At 61.5% G+C, this 17,713-nt stretch carries 15 protein-coding genes and 4 tRNA genes; 10 read left to right on the forward strand and 9 right to left on the reverse strand.

The window, feature by feature from the left end; translation table 11 throughout:
- The first annotated feature begins 63 nt into the window (after window positions 1–63).
- The gene (locus tag AA0Z93_RS03575; RefSeq protein WP_413046364.1) at window positions 64–981 is read left to right on the forward strand and encodes a DMT family transporter; all 918 of its coding nucleotides are present in this window, start codon (window positions 64–66) and stop codon (window positions 979–981) included.
- 1,343 nt (window positions 982–2,324) lie between these two features.
- Window positions 2,325–3,032: a methyl-accepting chemotaxis protein gene (locus AA0Z93_RS03580; RefSeq protein ID WP_413398608.1), complete on the forward strand. Its 708-nt coding sequence runs from the start codon at window positions 2,325–2,327 to the stop codon at window positions 3,030–3,032.
- A 142-nt stretch (window positions 3,033–3,174) separates the two neighbouring features.
- Here AA0Z93_RS03580 and AA0Z93_RS03585 read toward each other — a convergent pair whose 3' ends face one another.
- A complete protein-coding gene (locus AA0Z93_RS03585) occupies window positions 3,175–3,393 on the reverse strand; it encodes a hypothetical protein (RefSeq protein WP_413046362.1) in 219 nt (72 codons plus the stop codon).
- Window positions 3,394–4,253: 860 nt separating this feature from the next.
- On the opposite strand from AA0Z93_RS03585, the gene AA0Z93_RS03590 reads away from it, so the two are divergent.
- The gene (locus AA0Z93_RS03590) at window positions 4,254–4,505 is read left to right on the forward strand and encodes a helix-turn-helix domain-containing protein (RefSeq protein ID WP_413046361.1); all 252 of its coding nucleotides are present in this window, start codon (window positions 4,254–4,256) and stop codon (window positions 4,503–4,505) included.
- 90 nt (window positions 4,506–4,595) lie between these two features.
- Here AA0Z93_RS03590 and AA0Z93_RS03595 read toward each other — a convergent pair whose 3' ends face one another.
- Window positions 4,596–5,213 (reverse strand): LysE family translocator, encoded by a 618-nt coding sequence (locus AA0Z93_RS03595; protein ID WP_413046360.1) that lies wholly within the window; start codon window positions 5,211–5,213, stop codon window positions 4,596–4,598.
- Window positions 5,214–5,465: 252 nt separating this feature from the next.
- Here AA0Z93_RS03595 and AA0Z93_RS03600 point away from each other — a divergent pair, with 252 nt between their 5' ends.
- Entirely contained in the window at window positions 5,466–6,350 is an 885-nt protein-coding gene (locus AA0Z93_RS03600) for a LysR substrate-binding domain-containing protein (RefSeq protein ID WP_413046359.1), read from the forward strand.
- Window positions 6,351–6,573: 223 nt separating this feature from the next.
- Here the strand turns inward: AA0Z93_RS03600 and AA0Z93_RS03605 are convergent.
- Together AA0Z93_RS03605 and AA0Z93_RS03610 are read right to left on the reverse strand one after the other, a co-directional pair.
- A tRNA-Thr gene (locus AA0Z93_RS03605) sits at window positions 6,574–6,649 on the reverse strand.
- A 52-nt stretch (window positions 6,650–6,701) separates the two neighbouring features.
- Entirely contained in the window at window positions 6,702–7,130 is a 429-nt protein-coding gene (locus AA0Z93_RS03610; RefSeq protein ID WP_413046358.1) for a pilin, read from the reverse strand.
- A gap of 221 nt (window positions 7,131–7,351) precedes the next feature.
- Between AA0Z93_RS03610 and AA0Z93_RS03615 the strand changes: the two genes are divergently transcribed.
- The 6 genes from AA0Z93_RS03615 to AA0Z93_RS03640 all read left to right on the forward strand — a co-directional run bounded on the left by AA0Z93_RS03615 (window position 7,352) and on the right by AA0Z93_RS03640 (window position 12,602).
- Window positions 7,352–8,557, forward strand: coding sequence for a type II secretion system F family protein (locus AA0Z93_RS03615; RefSeq protein WP_413046357.1), 1,206 nt, complete (start codon window positions 7,352–7,354; stop codon window positions 8,555–8,557).
- A 1-nt stretch (window position 8,558) separates the two neighbouring features.
- The gene (locus AA0Z93_RS03620; protein WP_413046356.1) at window positions 8,559–9,425 is read left to right on the forward strand and encodes a prepilin peptidase; all 867 of its coding nucleotides are present in this window, start codon (window positions 8,559–8,561) and stop codon (window positions 9,423–9,425) included.
- Window positions 9,425–10,048 (forward strand): dephospho-CoA kinase, encoded by a 624-nt coding sequence (gene coaE, locus AA0Z93_RS03625; RefSeq protein ID WP_413046355.1) that lies wholly within the window; start codon window positions 9,425–9,427, stop codon window positions 10,046–10,048. Before AA0Z93_RS03620 ends, coaE begins: the two co-directional genes overlap by 1 nt.
- Window positions 10,045–10,245, forward strand: coding sequence for a DNA gyrase inhibitor YacG (gene yacG, locus AA0Z93_RS03630; protein WP_413046354.1), 201 nt, complete (start codon window positions 10,045–10,047; stop codon window positions 10,243–10,245). The genes coaE and yacG overlap by 4 nt, the downstream gene beginning before the upstream one ends.
- Window positions 10,246–10,327: 82 nt before the next feature.
- Window positions 10,328–10,957 (forward strand): DUF1780 domain-containing protein, encoded by a 630-nt coding sequence (locus tag AA0Z93_RS03635; protein ID WP_413046353.1) that lies wholly within the window; start codon window positions 10,328–10,330, stop codon window positions 10,955–10,957.
- Window positions 10,958–11,306: 349 nt separating this feature from the next.
- Complete coding sequence (locus AA0Z93_RS03640; protein WP_413046352.1) at window positions 11,307–12,602, forward strand: NAD(P)/FAD-dependent oxidoreductase; 1,296 nt, start codon at window positions 11,307–11,309, stop codon at window positions 12,600–12,602.
- Between the two features lie 183 nt (window positions 12,603–12,785).
- On the opposite strand, the gene AA0Z93_RS03645 is transcribed toward AA0Z93_RS03640, so the two are convergent.
- From AA0Z93_RS03645 to clpB, 5 genes are all read right to left on the reverse strand, one after another.
- Window positions 12,786–13,997 (reverse strand): MFS transporter, encoded by a 1,212-nt coding sequence (locus AA0Z93_RS03645; RefSeq protein ID WP_413046351.1) that lies wholly within the window; start codon window positions 13,995–13,997, stop codon window positions 12,786–12,788.
- 469 nt (window positions 13,998–14,466) lie between these two features.
- Window positions 14,467–14,542 (reverse strand) — tRNA-Lys (locus tag AA0Z93_RS03650).
- A gap of 6 nt (window positions 14,543–14,548) precedes the next feature.
- Window positions 14,549–14,625 (reverse strand) — tRNA-Pro (locus tag AA0Z93_RS03655).
- 4 nt (window positions 14,626–14,629) lie between these two features.
- A tRNA-Asn gene (locus tag AA0Z93_RS03660) sits at window positions 14,630–14,705 on the reverse strand.
- Window positions 14,706–15,092: 387 nt separating this feature from the next.
- Entirely contained in the window at window positions 15,093–17,657 is a 2,565-nt protein-coding gene (gene clpB, locus AA0Z93_RS03665; RefSeq protein ID WP_413046350.1) for an ATP-dependent chaperone ClpB, read from the reverse strand.
- Between the last annotated feature and the right edge of the window lie 56 nt (window positions 17,658–17,713).

The following is a 17,713-nucleotide window of genomic DNA, read 5'->3' on the forward strand; positions in this document are numbered from 1 at the left end:
GCGATGCGTTGTCTCGCCCTGGGGGCGATTCGATACTGCCCGCCTCCACAACGAGACCTGCCAATGAACAGCCAACGCACATCCTTATTCGTCAGCGACCTCATGCTGCTCGCCGTGGCAGTGGTATGGGGCACCAGCTATGGGGTCGTGAAATCGGCCTTGGTCTTCTACCCAGTGCTGGGGTTGCTCGCCCTGAGGTTCACGATCACCTTCATTATCCTGAGCCCGGCGCTGCGGCAACTGGCTGGCTTATCGCTGCGTACCCATATGGGGTTGCTGAGCACGGGGCTCCTGCTGCTGGGGATTTTCCTCAGCGAGACGTTTGGACTGCTCCATACCTCTGCCACGAACGCGGCGTTCCTCATCAGCCTGTGCGTGATGCTCACGCCCTTGGTCGAGTGGGTGTGGTTGAAAAGAAGACCGACCCCGTTGGAGTGGTTGGCCGTGGGCACCTCCATGGTCGGAGCTGCGCTGATGGCACTGCACGGCCAGTTCGGCGTGAACGTGGGGGATGTACTGATCTTGCTGGCCGCAGTGTGCAGAGCCGTGCAGGTCTGTCTGATCAAGCGCGTCGTGCAGAGCAGCCAGATTCCGGCCTTGGCTGTGACCGCACTGCAGTCTGGGGTGGTCGCTCTGGGTTGCGTGCTGTTGGCGTTCATCACCCTGCCGGCGCCGGTGGAAAGCCTTGCGAAGGTCTCCGATCCGGTGGCGTTTTGGGGCTACATGGCATACCTGGTCCTGGCTTGCACGCTGTTCGCATTCTTTGCCCAGAATTACGCGATAAAGCGCAGCAACCCGACGCGGGTCTCGCTGTTGATGGGCAGCGAACCCCTGTTCGGCGGGCTATTCGCAGTGCTTTGGCTCAATGAGTCCGTGACTGTTCAGGGCTGGATAGGGGGCGGTTTGATTTTCGTGTCTTGCGTTCTGGCCAGTCGGAAATGGTCGTTCGGGCGGTTGAAGGCGGCGGCTTCCGTTGCCTGACGGCGCTTTATACCAAGCCATTGACCGACCCTGTCTTTCGCATGAGTCGCCTCTACCTCCGCAACAGGTCAGATTTTTGTGTACGGACCGATCGCGATCTGATCCCGATATATCCGGATTTAGCAGATGGGTGCGACTCACCGGTCTATGGACAGGACCGCAGTGAGGAGCGCCGTAGACGTATCACACCCGGCCGGACACGAGCAAACAGCGCCCCTGAGCCTGCTGTTTGGCCAGCCTCTGGGCCGGGGTGCTGGACCGTTATTAGAAATAGCCCTTCCCTATCGTTGTGAATGCCAAGGATCAATTGGCGCGCGCCATTGTCACTACATAATATCGCTTTGCCATTACTCGGCGTTCCACCAGTAATCGGTCCGGCACCCCCCACGCTCGCGCAGGTTTACCCAGGCATGAACAGACCCATCCCCCTCGCTACCCGTATCGGCCTTGGCTTCGCCGCCATCGTCTCGCTGCTCGTGCTGGTCACCGCCGTTGGCATCCAACGGGTCGGTTTCATCGACTCGACCCTGGAACACGTCAGCGAAAACGCCGCCAAGATCCAGCGCTACGCGATCAACTTCCGCGGCAGCGTGCACAACCGCGCCATCGCCATCCGCGACGCCGTGCTGGTCGACAACGACCGCGACCTGGCCCGCCACCTGAGCGAAATGACCGAGCTGCAAAAGGCCTACACCGACTCGGCCGGCCCCATGGACCAACTCTTCGCCGAACGCGGCGTGTCGCCGAACGAGCAGCAATTGCTGCAAGCGATCAAAGAGATCGAAGTCCGCACCCTCGCCTCCTCCAAGGCCGTGCTCGACCTGCGCCAGGCCGGCGACATCGCCGGTGCGCAAGCCTTGCTGCTGCGTGAAACCTCGGCCGACTACAGCGAGTGGCTCAAGCGCGTCAACGCGCTGATCGACCATGAAGAGGCGGCGATCAAGCAACAGTTGAACGAGGTGCAAAACACCGCCAGTCAATTCCGCGGCCTGATGCTCGGCGCCACCGGCGTGGCCCTGGTGCTGAGCATCCTGCTGGCCATGGTGATCATGCGCTTCGTGCGCTCGACCCTCGGCGCCGAGCCTACCGATGTCGGCCAGGCCATCGAGCGCCTGGCCGCAGGCGATCTGTGCCAGACCATCGACACGCCCTACCCGCGCAGCGTAATGGGGGTGCTCAAGACCGCCCAAGACCGCCTGGCCGACACCATCGCCCAAGTGCGCCTGGCCGCACAGGCGGTCAACCAGTCGTCCACCCAGTTGTCGCAGACCTCCAGCGCCAACAACGAACAGATCGGCCTGCAAACCCACGAAACCCAGCAGGTGGCCACGGCCATCGCGCAGATGGCGGCGACCGTCAACGAAGTGTCCGGCTATGCGGCGAAAGCGGCCGAGGCCACGCGCCAGGCCGATCAGGAAGTGGAGCAAGGTAACCGTTTGGTCGCTAGCTCCACCTCGGCCATCGAACAGTTGGCGACCACTCTGGCCGACACCACCGACACCGTGGAAGAAGTGTCGCGCCAGGGCGAGCGCATCGGGACGGTAGTGGACGTGATCAACTCGATCGCCTCGCAGACCAATCTGCTGGCGCTCAACGCTGCGATCGAAGCGGCGCGGGCGGGTGAGCATGGGCGTGGCTTCGCGGTGGTGGCGGACGAGGTGCGGTCGCTGGCCAATCGTACGCAGCAATCGACCGAGGAAATTCGCGAGATGATCAGCAGCTTGCAGACCGGGACCGAGGCGGCTAGCCGGACCATGCGTAGCAGCTGTGAGTTGGCGGACTCCACGGTGAGCCAGACGCGCGATGCACAGCAGGCGTTGGCGCGGATCAGTCAGGAGGTGGGGGCGTTGAACGATATGAATGCGCAGATCGCCAGCGCTTCGGTGCAGCAGAGCGCGGTGGCGGAGGATGTGGCGCAGAATCTGACGCGGATTCATGGATCGACGGTGCAGACGGCGACGGGGTCGATGCAGGTGGCTTCGTCGAGTCGGGAGTTGACGGAGTTGGCGGAGCGGTTGGCGGAGAAGGTGGCGATGTTCAAGGTACGGTGATGGGTGAAAGGCTTGGCTGCTGGCTGAGCTTGTAGGACGTGCAGCTGCGCCAGCTATGGGCTGGCGGCAGCTTGGTGGGTTCCTGATCGGTCAGATCAGGTCTTATCTCTGAGGCTGATCAGTTTTCCGCACTCTAGTCAGATCAGATCTTGTCTCTGAGGCTGATCAGCTTTCCGCACTGCTCGGCCGCTAGCTGGCTGATGATCTTGATCGCTTGGTGGATGCCTGCGGTTTTGCGGTGGGTCGAGGGAGCGTCGGGATCGCATTCCAGCGCCTCGTCGTGGTCGATCAGGGCTTCGCTTAGTAGCTCGAGCGTCCAGGCGTAGCTTTGGATTTTGGATAGTTGCTCTTGATCGGTCACGAGTCTGCCCCCCTTGATTCATAGGGAATGCGAATCAAGCAACTGGGCCGGCGGAAGCGTTGAGGCGCGAGTGCCCATGAAGAGCGACGGCGGCGAGCGGATACGGGGATTCTGAAGCGGCTTCGGGTGGTCATTCATGAGTTCCTTTCGTAGTGGAACTGCCACCGCTTGCGGCCAAGCAAGTAGAGGTGGCAGCAGTACGCGGGTTGGCCGACCGGGACGAAAGGAGCCCGGCACACCCGAAGGTGTCCCACGCACCACCGCCATAACGCGACACCGTGGGCGCAAAAAAAGCGCCTGCGGTGAAGACTGGGCGCTGCTGCGCCTTTCGTTTCCGACCGGCCAAGGTCGCATCGCCGATGCTTCGGCGACGGGGTAATTTATTCGTCTAGGTTTGGTACTGCAACCTTCTTACGGCTCACGCGTGACGGAAAAGGGTCTGCGTAAGGTCTGTGTTCGTGAGACCTGCGGCTGCGCCAGCTATGGGCTGGCGACAGCTTGGTGGGTCTCTGATCGGTCAGATCAGATCTTGTCTGCGTGGCTGATTAACTTTCCGCACTCCTCTCCCGCCAGCTGGCTGATGATCTTGATCGCTTGGTGAATGCCTGCGGTTTTGCGGAAGGTCGAAGGAGCGTCGGGATCGCATTCCAGCGCTTCGTCGTGGTCAATCAGGGCTTCGCCTAGCAGCTCGAGTGTCTAGGCGTAGCTTTGAATTTTGGATAGTTTCTCTTGACCAGCCATCAGGCGCGCGCCTTGGTTTGAAGGCAATGCGGATCAGGCTGCTGATGCTAACAAAAACCTATTTTGGGATAAACCTAAATCAGGATTATTTAGGTATCCGGTTCTGATCCGGTGCCTTTATGAAAACCATCCATTCCACGCCATACCAAAGGTTGCTTGCGCTGCTGGTGGACGCTCGCAAGGCAGCGAACATGACCCAGCAAGAGCTTTCGCAAAGGCTTGGACGGCCTCAGTCCTATGTCTCGAAGTACGAGAGGGGTGAGCGGCGGTTGGATGTGATCGAGTTTATGGATATTGCTCGATATATCCAGGCTGATCCGTATGGCTTGCTGCGTCAGGTGGATTCGATGCTGATGGACCAAAATTCTTGACGCATGGACTCAAACAAGGGCGTTTCAGGCTCGATTGGCTGGATGGCCCGGACCAGCGTGCACGGCACGGCTTGCTCAAAGCTAGGTGCCTTAGCGGCTCATTACTGGCAGAACCAGGCTAATACCAAGGCCGATCAACGCAGAGCCGATGACTTTGTCGATCACATGCTGCTTGGATAGCATGCGCTGGCGTAGCGCTTCGGCCGAAAAGAAAACGGCGACTAGGCTGAACCACAACCAGTGCGATACCGACATGAACAGGCCGTACGCAAAGTTCACGGCCAGGGTATTGCTCGCCTGCACAACCTGGCTGTAAGTGGCGACCACGAACAGCATGGTCTTGGGGTTCAACGCATTGGTCAGGAACCCCATGCCGAACGCTTTGCCCGTCGAAGGGCACGGCCCGCTTGCAGTGCCGAGCCGCAGTGTCGATGTGCTGGTAAACGATTTCCAGCCCAGGTACACCAGGTAAGCGGCGCCGAGCAGTTTCATGGCCATGAACAGGACCGGCGAGTGGGTGATGATGATAGCGATACCGAACACCGTGTAGAGAACGTGTACCTGAACGCCGCACGCAATACCCAAAGCCGCTGACAAGCCACTGCGACGTCCGTAGGAGTAGCTGTTGCGCGTCACCATCGCAAAGTCCGGGCCCGGGCTTATGACGGCCAGAACGGTAATCACCGCCACCGCTATCAATTCATTCATGGGTATGACTCCCTTTGGCGGCTTGCTCCGCATGCCTGAATGGCGCACAGCAAGCCTGCTAACTTGCAACCCGACATGCAGGAACGTTTCTGTGACTGATCGATGTTTCGGCGTAAATCTTCTACGGTGCCCATAGGGCCCCTCCTGTTGGTCAATGCTCCTCATGAGCACGTTTTCGACCAAAGCATGCTGCCTTGTGAGCTCAGGGAAAATCGATTTATAGTCGGGTGAATCTGTGAGATTTCATCGCCTATGAAACTGCCCGCGCTGACTGCCTTCCATTTTTTTACGATGGCCGCCCGAACCGAAAGCTTCGTCCATGCAGCGCGTTCGCTGCATGTAACGCATGGCGCCGTAAGTCGCCAAGTAAGGCAATTGGAGGATGCGATTGGCGTGGAGCTGTTCGAGCGCCGCAACCGCGCCATCTTCCTGAACGATGCGGGAAGACACCTCTACAACCTCACCGGCCCGTTCTTCGAGCAACTCGAAAGTACGGTGAGCGCGCTGCAACGAGAATCGCGCACAGAGACCATCGTGGTTTCGTGCGAGCCCACGATCGCGATGAAATGGCTCATACCTCGCCTGCCCGAGTTTCAGGCCGCCTACCCTGCCCTGCAAATTCAACTGCTAGCAGCCGGAGGCCTCGTCGATTTTGTCAGGTCAGGCGCAGACGTAGCGGTGCGGCGCGATGACTTTTATTGGGACGAGACGGTGCATGCACAGACCATTTGTGAGGAATGGATAGGACCGGTGTGTACGCCTGCGCAGTGGGACAAACATCGACAGCTCGATGGGATGCCGTTGTTGCGGGCCAAGACGCGTTTACAGGCGTGGGAGAGTTGGATGCGGTTGAGTGAAGTGTCTGCGCCTAATTCGCTGAAGGTGGATTACGAGCATTTCTATCTGTGTAACCAGGCGGCAGCGGCTGGGCTTGGCGTCAGTATGTCTTCGGCGTTGATGGTTCAGGATGAGCTCAAGTCCGGGCAACTGATTGCGCCTTTGGGGTTCAAACGGGATGGTTCGCGGTATTGTTTGTTGGCGCCCAGGCCGTTTGGTGAAAGTGCCAAGGCCGCGGCGTTTTGGGAGTGGGTTACGGGTCAGATGCAAGCGAGCCTTCAAGGTATAGAGGCGCTCTGAGCTGAAATCTTGCGGGGTGGTTTTGCTCCCGCTGTTGAGTGTAGGAAAGGTTTGACGATCTTAGTTAGGTTGACCCTTCCACGCGATCGGCTGAGCGGGGTTACGCCTCGAACCGCGTAGCTACCCGAAGATGAACTCAGATGGATAGAACGACAAAGCCCGCACTGGGCGAGCTTTGTTGAATGTTCCATAGACAGTCTGTGGACCTCTAGAAACCTATTTATGGTGCCGGAGACAGGAATCGAACCTGCGACCTTCGCGTTACGAGTGCGCTGCTCTACCGACTGAGCTACACCGGCGTGTTGCGCAACGTACCACTGCCGCTCACGTTACGCAAACCCATGTTTCAACTCACGAATTCCCCGCCCCACCCGCCGCCGTGCACCCACTGGGCGCCAGGTCCTCTTCCACCGTTGTCGCGCAACTCCACCCGGCGCCCGTACGGGTCAACGTCAGCGTTCTCCCAAGAATGCTCGCCGGCGCCTCGACCAGCGTGCACTCCAGGCTCCCCGTCCCCGCTGCGGCATCGCCCACCGCCGTGATCGCGCAGTGTCCGGTCGCCGCTTGGCCGCCGAGCACGGCAACGTCGGAAACGTCCTTGCCCTCCACCAAGCGCAAGTCCATGGGCGTCTTCAACGCCGAGATTTCCAACAGCGCCGCAGCCGCTTTCGAACGCGCCTGGTAGCTGGTGTAGCTGGGAATGGCGATGGTCGCCAGGATGCCGATGATCGCCACCACGATCATCAGCTCGATCAGGGTGATACCACGTTGTCGTTGCATGGCTAGCTCCTTGGTCAGTGCGTGGACCCGCAGCGTGATTTCGGGGGCGGCAGGCTTATACAGGCAGCGGCCCGGCAACCTTTTGTCACGCTCGCAGGGAAGGACTTCATGTCCGCTGCACTACTCTAGTGAGCCTCTCGCCCTGTGCACGGCACAAGCTGTTGCGGGAGTTTTCCCGGGGTTGGACCCCTGCCCTTTCACGTGATGGAAAAGGATTTCCCATGACTCGATCTCTGCCGCTGTTCGCCTGGGAAGGCGTCGATGCCAAAGGTGCGACTGTGAGCGGCCAGCATCCGGGGCGCAGCCCGGTGTTCGTGCGCGCTCGGCTGGAGGCGCAAGGCATTCGCGTGGCCAGCGTGCGGCCTGCTGGGCAGCGGGCATGGCGCTGGCCGCAAATGACCAAGACGGACCCGGCGGGCTTCAGCCGGCAACTGGCGACGTTGCTCAGCGCCGGTATTCCCTTGTTGCAAAGCTTCGAGGTGATGGGCCGCGCCGGGGCGGACGCTGGCCTGACGGCGTTGCTCAGGCGCTTGCATCAGCAGGTGTCGGCGGGGCTGTCGCTGGCCGATGCCTTGCAGCAGCACCCGGCGTGGTTCGATGCGCTGTATTGCAACCTGGTGCGGGTGGGTGAGCAGTCGGGCACCTTGGAGCGGCAGCTGGAACAGCTGGCGGGGATGCTGGAAAGGCGGCAGGTGCTGCGGCGCAAGGTGCGCAAGGCGACGACCTATCCGCTGATTCTGCTGCTCACGGGCTTGGGGGTAGCGGCGTTGCTGCTGTTGGAGGTGGTGCCACGCTTCCAGGGCCTGTTCGCCAGTTTCGACAAGGCGTTACCGGCCTTCACGCAGTGGGTGATCGACTTGTCCGAGGGGTTGACGCATTACGCGGGCGCTAGCTTGATCATCACCGCGCTGCTTGGGCTGGCGCTGCGCTGCCTGTATCGCAGCCATGCGCCAGCGCGGCAATGGATGCTCGAACGGGTGCTGGCGCTGCCAGTGCTGGGCACGCTGTTGGGCGAGGCGGCGCTGGCGCGCTTCTGTCGCAGTTTGGGTACGGCCTATGGCGCTGGCGTGGCGCTGCTGGATGCCTTGGACAGTGTGGCCAAGGCCTGTGGTTTTGAACTGCACGAACACGCGGTGCTGCGTTTGCGCCGGGGCATGGCCAACGGGTTGGGGCTGAACCAGGCGATGGCGGCGGAACGGGTGTTTCCGGCCATGCTGGTGCAGATGATCGCCATCGGGGAGAGCAGCGGCACGCTGGACCTGATGCTGGACAACGCAGCCAACCACTATGAAGCGCGGGTCGGTCAGTCGATGGATCAGTTGTCCACTTTGCTGGGGCCGGCCATCGTGCTGGTCCTGGGTGTGCTGGTCGGTGGCTTGGTGGTGGCGATGTACCTGCCGATCTTCCAACTGGGGAGCTTGTTCTGAGATGCGGGCCTGGATGTCGTTGATGGACGACCCTGGATTGTTCACCTGCTTCGCCGGCCTGTTGGGGCTGCTGGTCGGCAGCTTCATCAATGTGGTGGCGCATCGATTGCCGATCATGCTGCATTGCCGCTGGCGTGCGGAGGCGCGGGGCATGCTGGATCTGCCGATCGAGAAGCCACGCCGCTTCGATCTGGCGTGGCCGGGATCGCACTGCCCACGATGCAACCACGCCCTGCGCGCATGGGAAAACGTACCGATCCTGAGCTATCTGGCTCTGCGAGGCCGCTGCTCGAGCTGCGCCGGGGCCATCAGCCCGCGCTATCCACTCGTGGAGCTGCTGAGCGCGGTGCTCTCGGCATTGGTCGCCTGGCGCTTGGGACCGGGTGGGCAGGCATTGACGCTGCTGGTGGTCACTTGGGCGCTGTTGAGCCTCAGCTTGATCGACTGGGCGCACAAGCTGCTACCCGATGTCATCGTACTGCCGGTGCTCTGGCTCGGTCTGCTGGTCAACGCCTTCGACGTGCACGTCACCCTGCGAAGTGCGCTATGGGGCGCCGCAGCCGGCTACCTCAGCCTGTGGACACTGTTCTGGCTGTACAAACTCGTCACTGGCAAAGACGGCATGGGCTATGGCGATTTCAAGCTCCTGGCGCTGCTGGGCGCCTGGGGCGGCCTGCACATACTGCCCTTCACCCTGCTGATGGCCTCGGTCGGCGGTGCGCTGATCGGCCTCTATCTGATGCACCGACGTCGCGCCCACCCCGGCCATGAAATGCCTTTCGGTCCCTGCCTCGCCACGGCGGGGTGGATCATGCTGCTGTGGAATGATGAAATACACACTTCCTACCTGCACATGATCGGCATCTGATGAGCACTGCGGCATTTTCCCCTTGGATTCTGGGCCTGACGGGCGGCATCGGCAGCGGCAAGAGCGCGGCGGCCGAGCGTTTCGTCGAGCTGGGCGTGCACCTGGTCGATGCGGACCAGGCGGCGCGTTGGGTCGTGGAGCCGGGCCGGCCTGCACTGGCGAGCATCGTCGAGCGCTTCGGCTCGGGCGTGCTGCTGGACGACGGCCAGCTCAACCGCCCGGCCTTGCGCGAACTGATCTTCGCCGACCCCGACCAACGCCGCTGGCTCGAAGCCCTCCTGCACCCGCTGATCGGCCAGGAAATCTTCACTTACCTGGCCAAGGCCGAGTCGCCATACGCGGTATACGTCTCGCCCCTGCTGATCGAATCGGGCCAGTACGCCAAGACGCAACGCATTCTGGTGATCGATGCACCGCATGAACTGCAGATGCAGCGCACCTTGCAGCGCGACGGTACCAATCCTGCGCAGGTGGAAGCGATTTTCAAGGCGCAGCTCAAACGCGAAGACCGCTTGCGACATGCCGACGACGTCGTGGTCAATGACCGGGACGTGTTCTGGCTACGCGAGCAGATCGACCGGCTGCACCACTTTTACCTGACTTTGAAAGGAGGCCAGCCATGAGCCAGCCACTGACCGTAGACTGCCCCACCTGTGGCGCCCCCGTGGAATGGAAGGCGGCCAACACCTATCGACCCTTCTGTTCCGACCGCTGCAAGCTGATCGACCTGGGTGCCTGGGCCGCCGAGGAGCACAAGATTCCTGCCGCACCGGAAGCCGAAGACGAGTTGTATTCGGGCGACCTGGAGCCGCGCCACTGACCCACCGCGTCTCGCTCAGGCGAGGCGCTTTTTTACGCGCAAACAGCATCTTACCGTCATCGATAGCAGCTAAGCTCAGTGCATGGACGACTCAGACTACCTGCGCCTGCTCACCATCCAGGCCGAACAGGCCAACGCCTTCCTTTCCAATGCCCGCAAATGGGAGCGTGAGCGTTGGGTCTGCCAGCGTCTGCTGCAAGGCCTGAACATCGCCTACCGCAACGAAGACTTCACACCGGCCGGTCAGGAACCGCCCGACGTGCTGTTCCACGACGCCGCCTTCGAAGTGTTCTTCGTGCTCGACGAAGGCCGGCGCCTGAACGACGAGTGGCGCGAAGAGCTGCAACGTCGGCGCAGCGCCTTTTCCCTCGCGCAGCTGGTCCGCCGCGAGGCCCGCCCCCGACGCATCAGCGCCCAGGAACTGCTGGCGCGCCTGGCGCCGACCCTGCGCAAGAAAGCCCACAACTATGTCGAGCGCGGGCTGGATCTCGGCGAGCTGGACATCATCGCCTTCGCCAGCCTCAAGCGCGAAGTGCTCGACCTCAACAGCCATTTCCCGCCGCCCACCGAGTACTTGCGTCAAGGCTGGCGCTCGCTGTCGCTGGTAGGGCCGACCTTCGCCCGTGTGCTGTTCGCCCACCCCAATGCGCCGGACTTTCTGCGCAGCAACCTCGGCCGCAGCATCGTCTTCGACGTGGGCATCAGCCTCTAAGCCAGACCGGTCGTTGGACACATTTCCACGGCACGGATGAAAAGGCTTATCATCGCCCTATTGCCAGAACGCTGTGGCGTCTGCGCAGTCACATGCGTCTACCTGAGGCCTCTCCATGAGCCGCTGCCTGCATCGCCTCGATCAGTGCCGCACCGATCCGTACCTGCCAGCCCCTGTACCGTGTCGAGCACTGGCTCCACGAGCGGGCGGCTGCGGTCAACGCTCCGAGGTCGTTCAGCCGACTGCGCCGGGACTGGTGCCATGAGCCGCTTCGCGCTCGCCCTCCCCTCGCTGCGCGCTGACGCCGGCCCTTGCGGCCACGAATTTTTCAACCTTAAGGGATGTCTCCATGACTCATCGTATCGTGATCGTCGGCGGCGGCGCCGGCGGCCTGGAACTGGCGACCCGCCTGGGTAAGGGCCTTGGCAAACGCAAGCAGGCCGAAGTGACCCTGGTCGACGCCAACCTGACGCACATCTGGAAGCCGCTGCTGCATGAGGTGGCCGCCGGCTCGCTGAACTCGTCGGACGACGAACTCAACTACGTCGCCCAGGCCAAGTGGAATCACTTCAATTTCCAGCTCGGCCGCATGAGCGGCCTGGATCGCCAGAGCAAGATGATCCAGCTCGCCGCCACCCTGGACGAAGAAGGCCGCGAACTGCTGCCGGCCCGCACCTTGGGCTACGACACCCTGGTGATCGCCGTGGGCAGCAACACCAACGACTTCGGCACGCTGGGCGCCGCACAGCATTGCCTGTTCCTCGACACCCGCAAACAGGCCGAGCGTTTCCACCAGCAACTGCTCAACCACTACCTGCGTGCCCACGCCGGTGACGTGGCCAGCGAAAAGATCAGCGTGGCCATCGTCGGTGCGGGTGCCACGGGCGTGGAACTGGCGGCCGAGCTGCACCACGCCGCCCACGAGCTGGCGGCCTACGGCCTGGACAGCATCCAGCCGCAAGACATGCACATCACCCTGATCGAGGCCGGCCCGCGTGTGCTGCCGGCATTGCCCGAGCGCATCAGCAAGCCGGTGCACCGCACGCTGGAAAAGCTCGGCGTCACGGTAATGACCGGCGCGTCGGTCAGCGAAGTGACGGCCGACAGCCTCAAGACCAGCAGTGGCGAGGTCATTCAGGCGAGCTTGAAGGTGTGGGCAGCGGGCATCCGCGCGCCGGCGTTCCTCAAGGGCATCGATGGTCTGGAAAGCAACCGCATCAACCAGTTGGTGGTGCGTCCCACCCTGCAGACCACCCTGGACGACGACATCTTCGCCTTCGGCGACTGCGCGGCCTGCCCCCAGCCGGACAGCGACCGCACCGTGCCGCCGCGTGCGCAAGCGGCACACCAGCAGGCTTCGATGCTGGTCAAGAGCCTGACCGCACGGCTGGAGAACAAGCCGCTGCCGACTTACGCGTACAAGGACTACGGCTCACTGGTATCGCTGTCGCGCTTCACGGCGGTAGGCAACCTGATGGGCAATCTGATGGGCAGCGTGAAGCTGGAAGGTTGGTTGGCGCGCATGTTCTACGTGTCGCTGTACCGCATGCACCAAGTCGCGCTGTACGGGTTCTTCCGCACGGGGTTGATGATGCTGGGCAGCAAGATCGGCCGGGGCACCGAGCCGCGGCTCAAGCTGCACTGATGCCCGTACCCGCGCGGGCTGATCCAGGGCCGCGCGGGCTTTGCACGTTTCGACGGCACCCCGCCTCAAGCTGATCGTCGCACGGCCATTTCAGGGCGGGCGATGCATGCCCCTTCTGCCACTCGCCGCTCACATGGCCAAATCAGACGCTTGAACTTGAACCGTCTGGATCATGCGCCAACCTCAGCCCTCGCTAAGCTGAGCCCCATCGGCCGCCCGCCGACTGCGCAACAGCAACAGCAGGCACCATCCGGCCGTCATCAACAACACCAGGCTGGTCGCAGCGAAGACGAAACGCAGCCCCAGTGATCCGGCAGCGAACCCACCTAGCACGGGCCCGACGACTTGCCCCAGGTATTGTGCCGAAGTTGCGTAGCCCAACATCTTGCCAACCTTGTTCGCGCCGACGTTCTGCCGAATCACGGCCAGCACACAGGGAATCAATCCACCCAAGGCCAATCCCATCGCCAGGCGCAGCACGATCAGCTGCCATACCTCGGTGACCAATGCCTGTGGGATCAGCAGCAAGCCGGCGACACCCAGACACACCACCACCACGTTCAGCGCGCCGACGCGATCGGCCAGCTTGCCCAAGCGCGGCGCCGACAAAATGCTGCCCAACGCCGAGGCCGCCATGCACAGGCCCGCCAACCAGGTCACCGACTGCGTGTCGACGCCCAAGGCACGCACATACAGCGTGATGATCGGCTCGATCGACATGTTGGCCATCATCAGGATCATAGCTACCAACAACATGGTCAGGACGACGGACATATCGGGGCGCACCACCACTTCATCGACGGCCTTGGCCTTGCTGCTTTTCGGCACGCCCTTGGGCGAGGTGATGAACAGGCAGGTGGCCAGGAAATTGAAGAAGATCAGACCACTGGCGCCCAGGAAGATGGTGCGGATGTCCATGACCGTGGGCAACACACCGCCGAGCAGCGGGCCGACCAACCCGCCGGCCATGATGCCGGACGACAGCATCCCCAGCGCCCAGCCGGAACGCTCCTTGGGCGTCTGCGCCGCGACTAGCACGTAGGCGCCGGAGGTGTAGCCACCGGCGAGGCCGACCAGCAGACGCAGCGCCACCAATTGTTCGACGTTTTGTGCCATGCCGATCAGCCCCATGCTGACCACCATGCCGAAACTGGCACGGATCAGGTTCTGGCGGCTGCCGTAGCGGTCGGCCAGGTGGCCCCACAAGGGTGCGACCAAGGCGGCGCTGAGGAAGGTGGCGGCGTAGGCGATGCCGGACCAGCGAGCGACGTCGGCCTCGCCCGTCGCCCCTAGGTGTTCCACGTAGAGGGGTAGGAACGGCAGTAGCACGGTCATGGCGATGATGTTGATGAACGATCCGAAGAAACAGATTGCCAGGTTCCGTTGCCACTGCATCGCCTTCGCTCCTGCGATGGGGATTGGGAGTACGCTCGGGTGGACGTTGACGTCATGTCGCACATTGCTGTGTTCGTTTGCTCGAGTGTCACTGCATTCAAACATAGCGGGTCGGTTGGTAACATCCGGTTACTTCTTACAGGAGCACTTCAATTCAATACAGTGGAGCCGAGGGCATAGAGGTGGCCGGTGCTTCGAGTCGTTCGCGATAGTTGGTAAAGCCTTCCTGATCCTGCAAGCTTGCAGCGTCCGTTTTAGGGCTGCTTCGCAGCCCATCGCGGCTAATCGGAGCGCCGAACCGGCCGCTCCTACAAGTCGTGGCTGATCGGCACCGGGGATTAGTCTCATGCCAATGGGCGGAGTGAGTTCGTGATTTTTCGGACGCACACGAAAAAGCCCGCCATTAAGGCGGGCTTCTTCACATTTTCGGCTGACAAGCGACTCATACATCGCTTCGTCATGTTGAAAATGGTGGGTCGTGTAGGATTCGAACCTACGACCAATTGGTTAAAAGCCAACTGCTCTACCAACTGAGCTAACGACCCTGAAAATGGTCGGGGTGAGGGGATTCGAACTCCTGACATCCTGCTCCCAAAGCAGGCGCGCTACCGGACTGCGCTACACCCCGAGATTGGCTCCGCGACCTGGACTCGAACCAGGGACCCAATGATTAACAGTCATTTGCTCTACCGACTGAGCTATCGCGGAACTGAACTTCGGTACATCTTTGCTACTTTTTTACATCTTCGAAGCTTGCTTCACCTTCGATCTCTTTGGCTATCCGCTTTCGCGTTATCGCTGCTGAGGCCGGCTATTCTACATTCTTCGTTTTGCTTGTCAACCACTTTTTTTCGTTCAACTTACTGATTTCTAAGTAAGTTTTGCGATCCCCGGTGCTGCTGGTGATTCGCTTAGTGCCTGACAACGCGGCGTATATTAGGGGCACTCGAAATCGGATGCAAGCAAAAAAATCACATTTTTCAGCAAGTTATCCAAAAAATCCGCAAAGCCTCGATTTTGCGGGGTTCACACCCGTCGCACGTAGAGCGCAGACAAAAAGAACCCCGCCTCAGCGGGGTTCTTTGAGGGCCTTTGTCACTCGAAGACGATCTCGTCCGCTGCCACTTTGCCGGTAATTGCCGTACCCGGCATGAAGGCACCCGACAAGATCAGCTGCGCCAGCGGGTTTTCGATCCAGCGCTGGATCGCCCTTTTCAGCGGTCGCGCGCCATATACCGGGTCATAGCCGACGGCGATGAGTTTGTCGATGGCCTCGGGTTGCAGGTTCAGCGTCAGCTCACGCTCTGCCAGGCGGCTGCGCAGCCGGCCCAGCTGAATCTCGGTGATGCCTGCGATCTGCTCGCGGCCCAGCGGTTCGAACACCACCACTTCGTCGATCCGGTTGATGAACTCAGGACGGAAATGCGAGCTCACCGCATCCATGACCGCCGCACGCTGCGCGTCGCGGTCGCCGACCAGTTCCTGGATCTGTGCCGAGCCCAGGTTGGAGGTCATCACGATCACTGTGTTGCGGAAATCCACGGTGCGCCCGTGGCTGTCGGTCAGCCGACCGTCTTCGAGCACTTGCAGCAGCACGTTGAACACGTCGGGATGGGCTTTTTCCACCTCGTCGAGCAGCACGACCGAATAAGGTTTGCGCCGTACTGCCTCGGTCAGGTAACCGCCCTCCTCGTAACCGACATAACCTGGCGGTGCACCGATCAGGCGTGCCACGGAATGCTTCTCCATGAACTCGGACATGTCGATGCGCACCATGGCCTCCTCGGTGTCGAAGAGAAATTCGGCCAAGGCCTTGCACAGCTCGGTCTTACCGACCCCGGTTGGGCCAAGGAACATGAACGAGCCACTAGGACGGTTCGGGTCGGACAACCCCGCGCGCGAGCGGCGCACGGCGTTGGCCACGGCGATCACCGCCTCTTCTTGACCGATCACGCGCTGATGCAACAGCCCTTCCATCTTCAGCAGCTTGTCGCGCTCGCCTTCGAGCATCTTCGAGACCGGGATGCCGGTCCACTTCGACACCACTTCGGCGATTTCTTCCTCGGTCACCTTGTTGCGCAGCAACTGGTTCTCGGTCTTGCCGTGCTGGTCGACCATCTGCAGGCTGCGCTCCAGGTCCGGGATGACGCCGTACTGCAACTCGGCCATGCGACTCAGGTCGCCCTTGCGGCGAGCGGCTTCCAGTTCCTGACGGGCTTGCTCGATCTTTTGCTGGATCTGCGCCGAACCTTGCACCTCGGCTTTTTCCGAGGCCCAGATTTCTTCCAGGTCGGAATACTCGCGTTCCAAGCGCTCGATTTCCTCGGTGAGTTTTTCCAGGCGCTTCTTCGCCGGCTCGTCCTGCTCTTTCTTCAGCGCCTGGGACTCCACTTTCAACTGGATCAGACGGCGGTCGAGACGGTCGAGCACTTCGGGCTTGGAATCGATCTCCATGCGGATGCGGCTGGCGGCCTCGTCGATCAGATCAATGGCCTTGTCCGGCAACTGGCGGTCGGTGATGTAACGGTGGCTGAGCTTGGCCGCGGCGATGATCGCGCCATCGGTGATGGCGACCTTGTGATGCACTTCATAGCGCTCCTTCAGGCCACGCAGGATGGCGATGGTGTCTTCCTCGCTCGGCTCCTCGACCAGCACCTTCTGAAAGCGGCGCTCGAGGGCGGCGTCTTTCTCGATGAACTGGCGGTACTCGTTCAAGGTGGTGGCACCGACGCAGTGCAGTTCGCCGCGCGCCAAAGCCGGCTTGAGCATGTTGCCGGCATCCATCGCGCCTTCGCCTTTGCCAGCGCCGACCATGGTGTGCAGCTCATCGATGAACAGGATGATCTGCCCTTCCTGCTTGGACAGCTCGTTGAGCAGGCCTTTGAGGCGCTCTTCGAATTCGCCGCGGTACTTGGCCCCGGCGATCAGCGCGCCCATGTCCAGCGCCAGCAGGCGCTTGCCTTTGAGGCCATCGGGCACTTCGCCGTTGATGATGCGCTGAGCTAGGCCTTCGGCGATGGCGGTCTTGCCCACGCCAGGCTCACCGATCAGCACCGGGTTGTTCTTGGTGCGGCGCTGCAACACCTGCACGGTACGACGGATCTCGTCGTCACGGCCGATCACCGGGTCCAGCTTGCCTTCTTCGGCGCGCTTGGTCAGGTCGACGGTGTATTTGTCCAGGGCCTGGCGCGACTCTTCGGCATTGGCGTCGTTGACGGCCGCGCCGCCGCGCAGGTTGTTGATGGCGTTTTCCAGGGCTTTCTTGCTCACGCCTTGGCTGAGCAGCAGCTTGCCCAGTTTGCTGTTCTCGTCCATGCCCGCCAGCAGCACCAGTTCGCTGGAGATGAACTGGTCGCCGCGCTGCTGTGCCAGGCGGTCAGCCTGATTGAGCAAGCGCGCCAGGTCTTGCGACATGTTGACGTCGCCGGTGGGGTTCTGGATTTTCGGCAGTTGGTCGAGGGCACTGACCAAGGCTTGGCGCAGGGCGGTGACGTCGAAGCCGACCTGCATCAGCAGCGGCTTGATCGAACCGCCCTGCTGGTCGATCAGGGCCTGCAATAAATGCAGCGGCTCGATGGCTGGATGGTCCATGCCAACGGCCAGGGATTGGGCATCGGATAACGCCAATTGCAACTTGCTGGTCAAACGGTCTATGCGCATGTGAATACCTTCCTGATAGGGGCAGGCCGGAGCGATGGACACACCTGATGAAGAAA

Source organism: Pseudomonas phoenicis (assembly GCF_047302395.1).
Taxonomy (GTDB): Bacteria; Pseudomonadota; Gammaproteobacteria; order Pseudomonadales; family Pseudomonadaceae; genus Aquipseudomonas.

Excerpts from the sequence above, each read along its gene's own strand:
- AA0Z93_RS03575 (WP_413046364.1), top strand. The coding sequence starts at position 64 with ATGAACAGCCAACGCACATCCTTATTCGTCAGCGACCTCATGCTGCTC.
- AA0Z93_RS03580 (WP_413398608.1), top strand. The coding sequence starts at position 2,325 with ATGGCGGCGACCGTCAACGAAGTGTCCGGCTATGCGGCGAAAGCGGCC.
- AA0Z93_RS03590 (WP_413046361.1), top strand. The coding sequence starts at position 4,254 with ATGAAAACCATCCATTCCACGCCATACCAAAGGTTGCTTGCGCTGCTG.
- AA0Z93_RS03595 (WP_413046360.1), bottom strand. The coding sequence starts at position 5,213 with ATGAATGAATTGATAGCGGTGGCGGTGATTACCGTTCTGGCCGTCATA.
- AA0Z93_RS03600 (WP_413046359.1), top strand. The coding sequence starts at position 5,466 with ATGAAACTGCCCGCGCTGACTGCCTTCCATTTTTTTACGATGGCCGCC.
- AA0Z93_RS03610 (WP_413046358.1), bottom strand. The coding sequence starts at position 7,130 with ATGCAACGACAACGTGGTATCACCCTGATCGAGCTGATGATCGTGGTG.
- AA0Z93_RS03615 (WP_413046357.1), top strand. The coding sequence starts at position 7,352 with ATGACTCGATCTCTGCCGCTGTTCGCCTGGGAAGGCGTCGATGCCAAA.
- AA0Z93_RS03620 (WP_413046356.1), top strand. The coding sequence starts at position 8,559 with ATGCGGGCCTGGATGTCGTTGATGGACGACCCTGGATTGTTCACCTGC.
- coaE (WP_413046355.1), top strand. The coding sequence starts at position 9,425 with ATGAGCACTGCGGCATTTTCCCCTTGGATTCTGGGCCTGACGGGCGGC.
- yacG (WP_413046354.1), top strand. The coding sequence starts at position 10,045 with ATGAGCCAGCCACTGACCGTAGACTGCCCCACCTGTGGCGCCCCCGTG.
- AA0Z93_RS03635 (WP_413046353.1), top strand. The coding sequence starts at position 10,328 with ATGGACGACTCAGACTACCTGCGCCTGCTCACCATCCAGGCCGAACAG.
- AA0Z93_RS03640 (WP_413046352.1), top strand. The coding sequence starts at position 11,307 with ATGACTCATCGTATCGTGATCGTCGGCGGCGGCGCCGGCGGCCTGGAA.
- AA0Z93_RS03645 (WP_413046351.1), bottom strand. The coding sequence starts at position 13,997 with ATGCAGTGGCAACGGAACCTGGCAATCTGTTTCTTCGGATCGTTCATC.
- clpB (WP_413046350.1), bottom strand. The coding sequence starts at position 17,657 with ATGCGCATAGACCGTTTGACCAGCAAGTTGCAATTGGCGTTATCCGAT.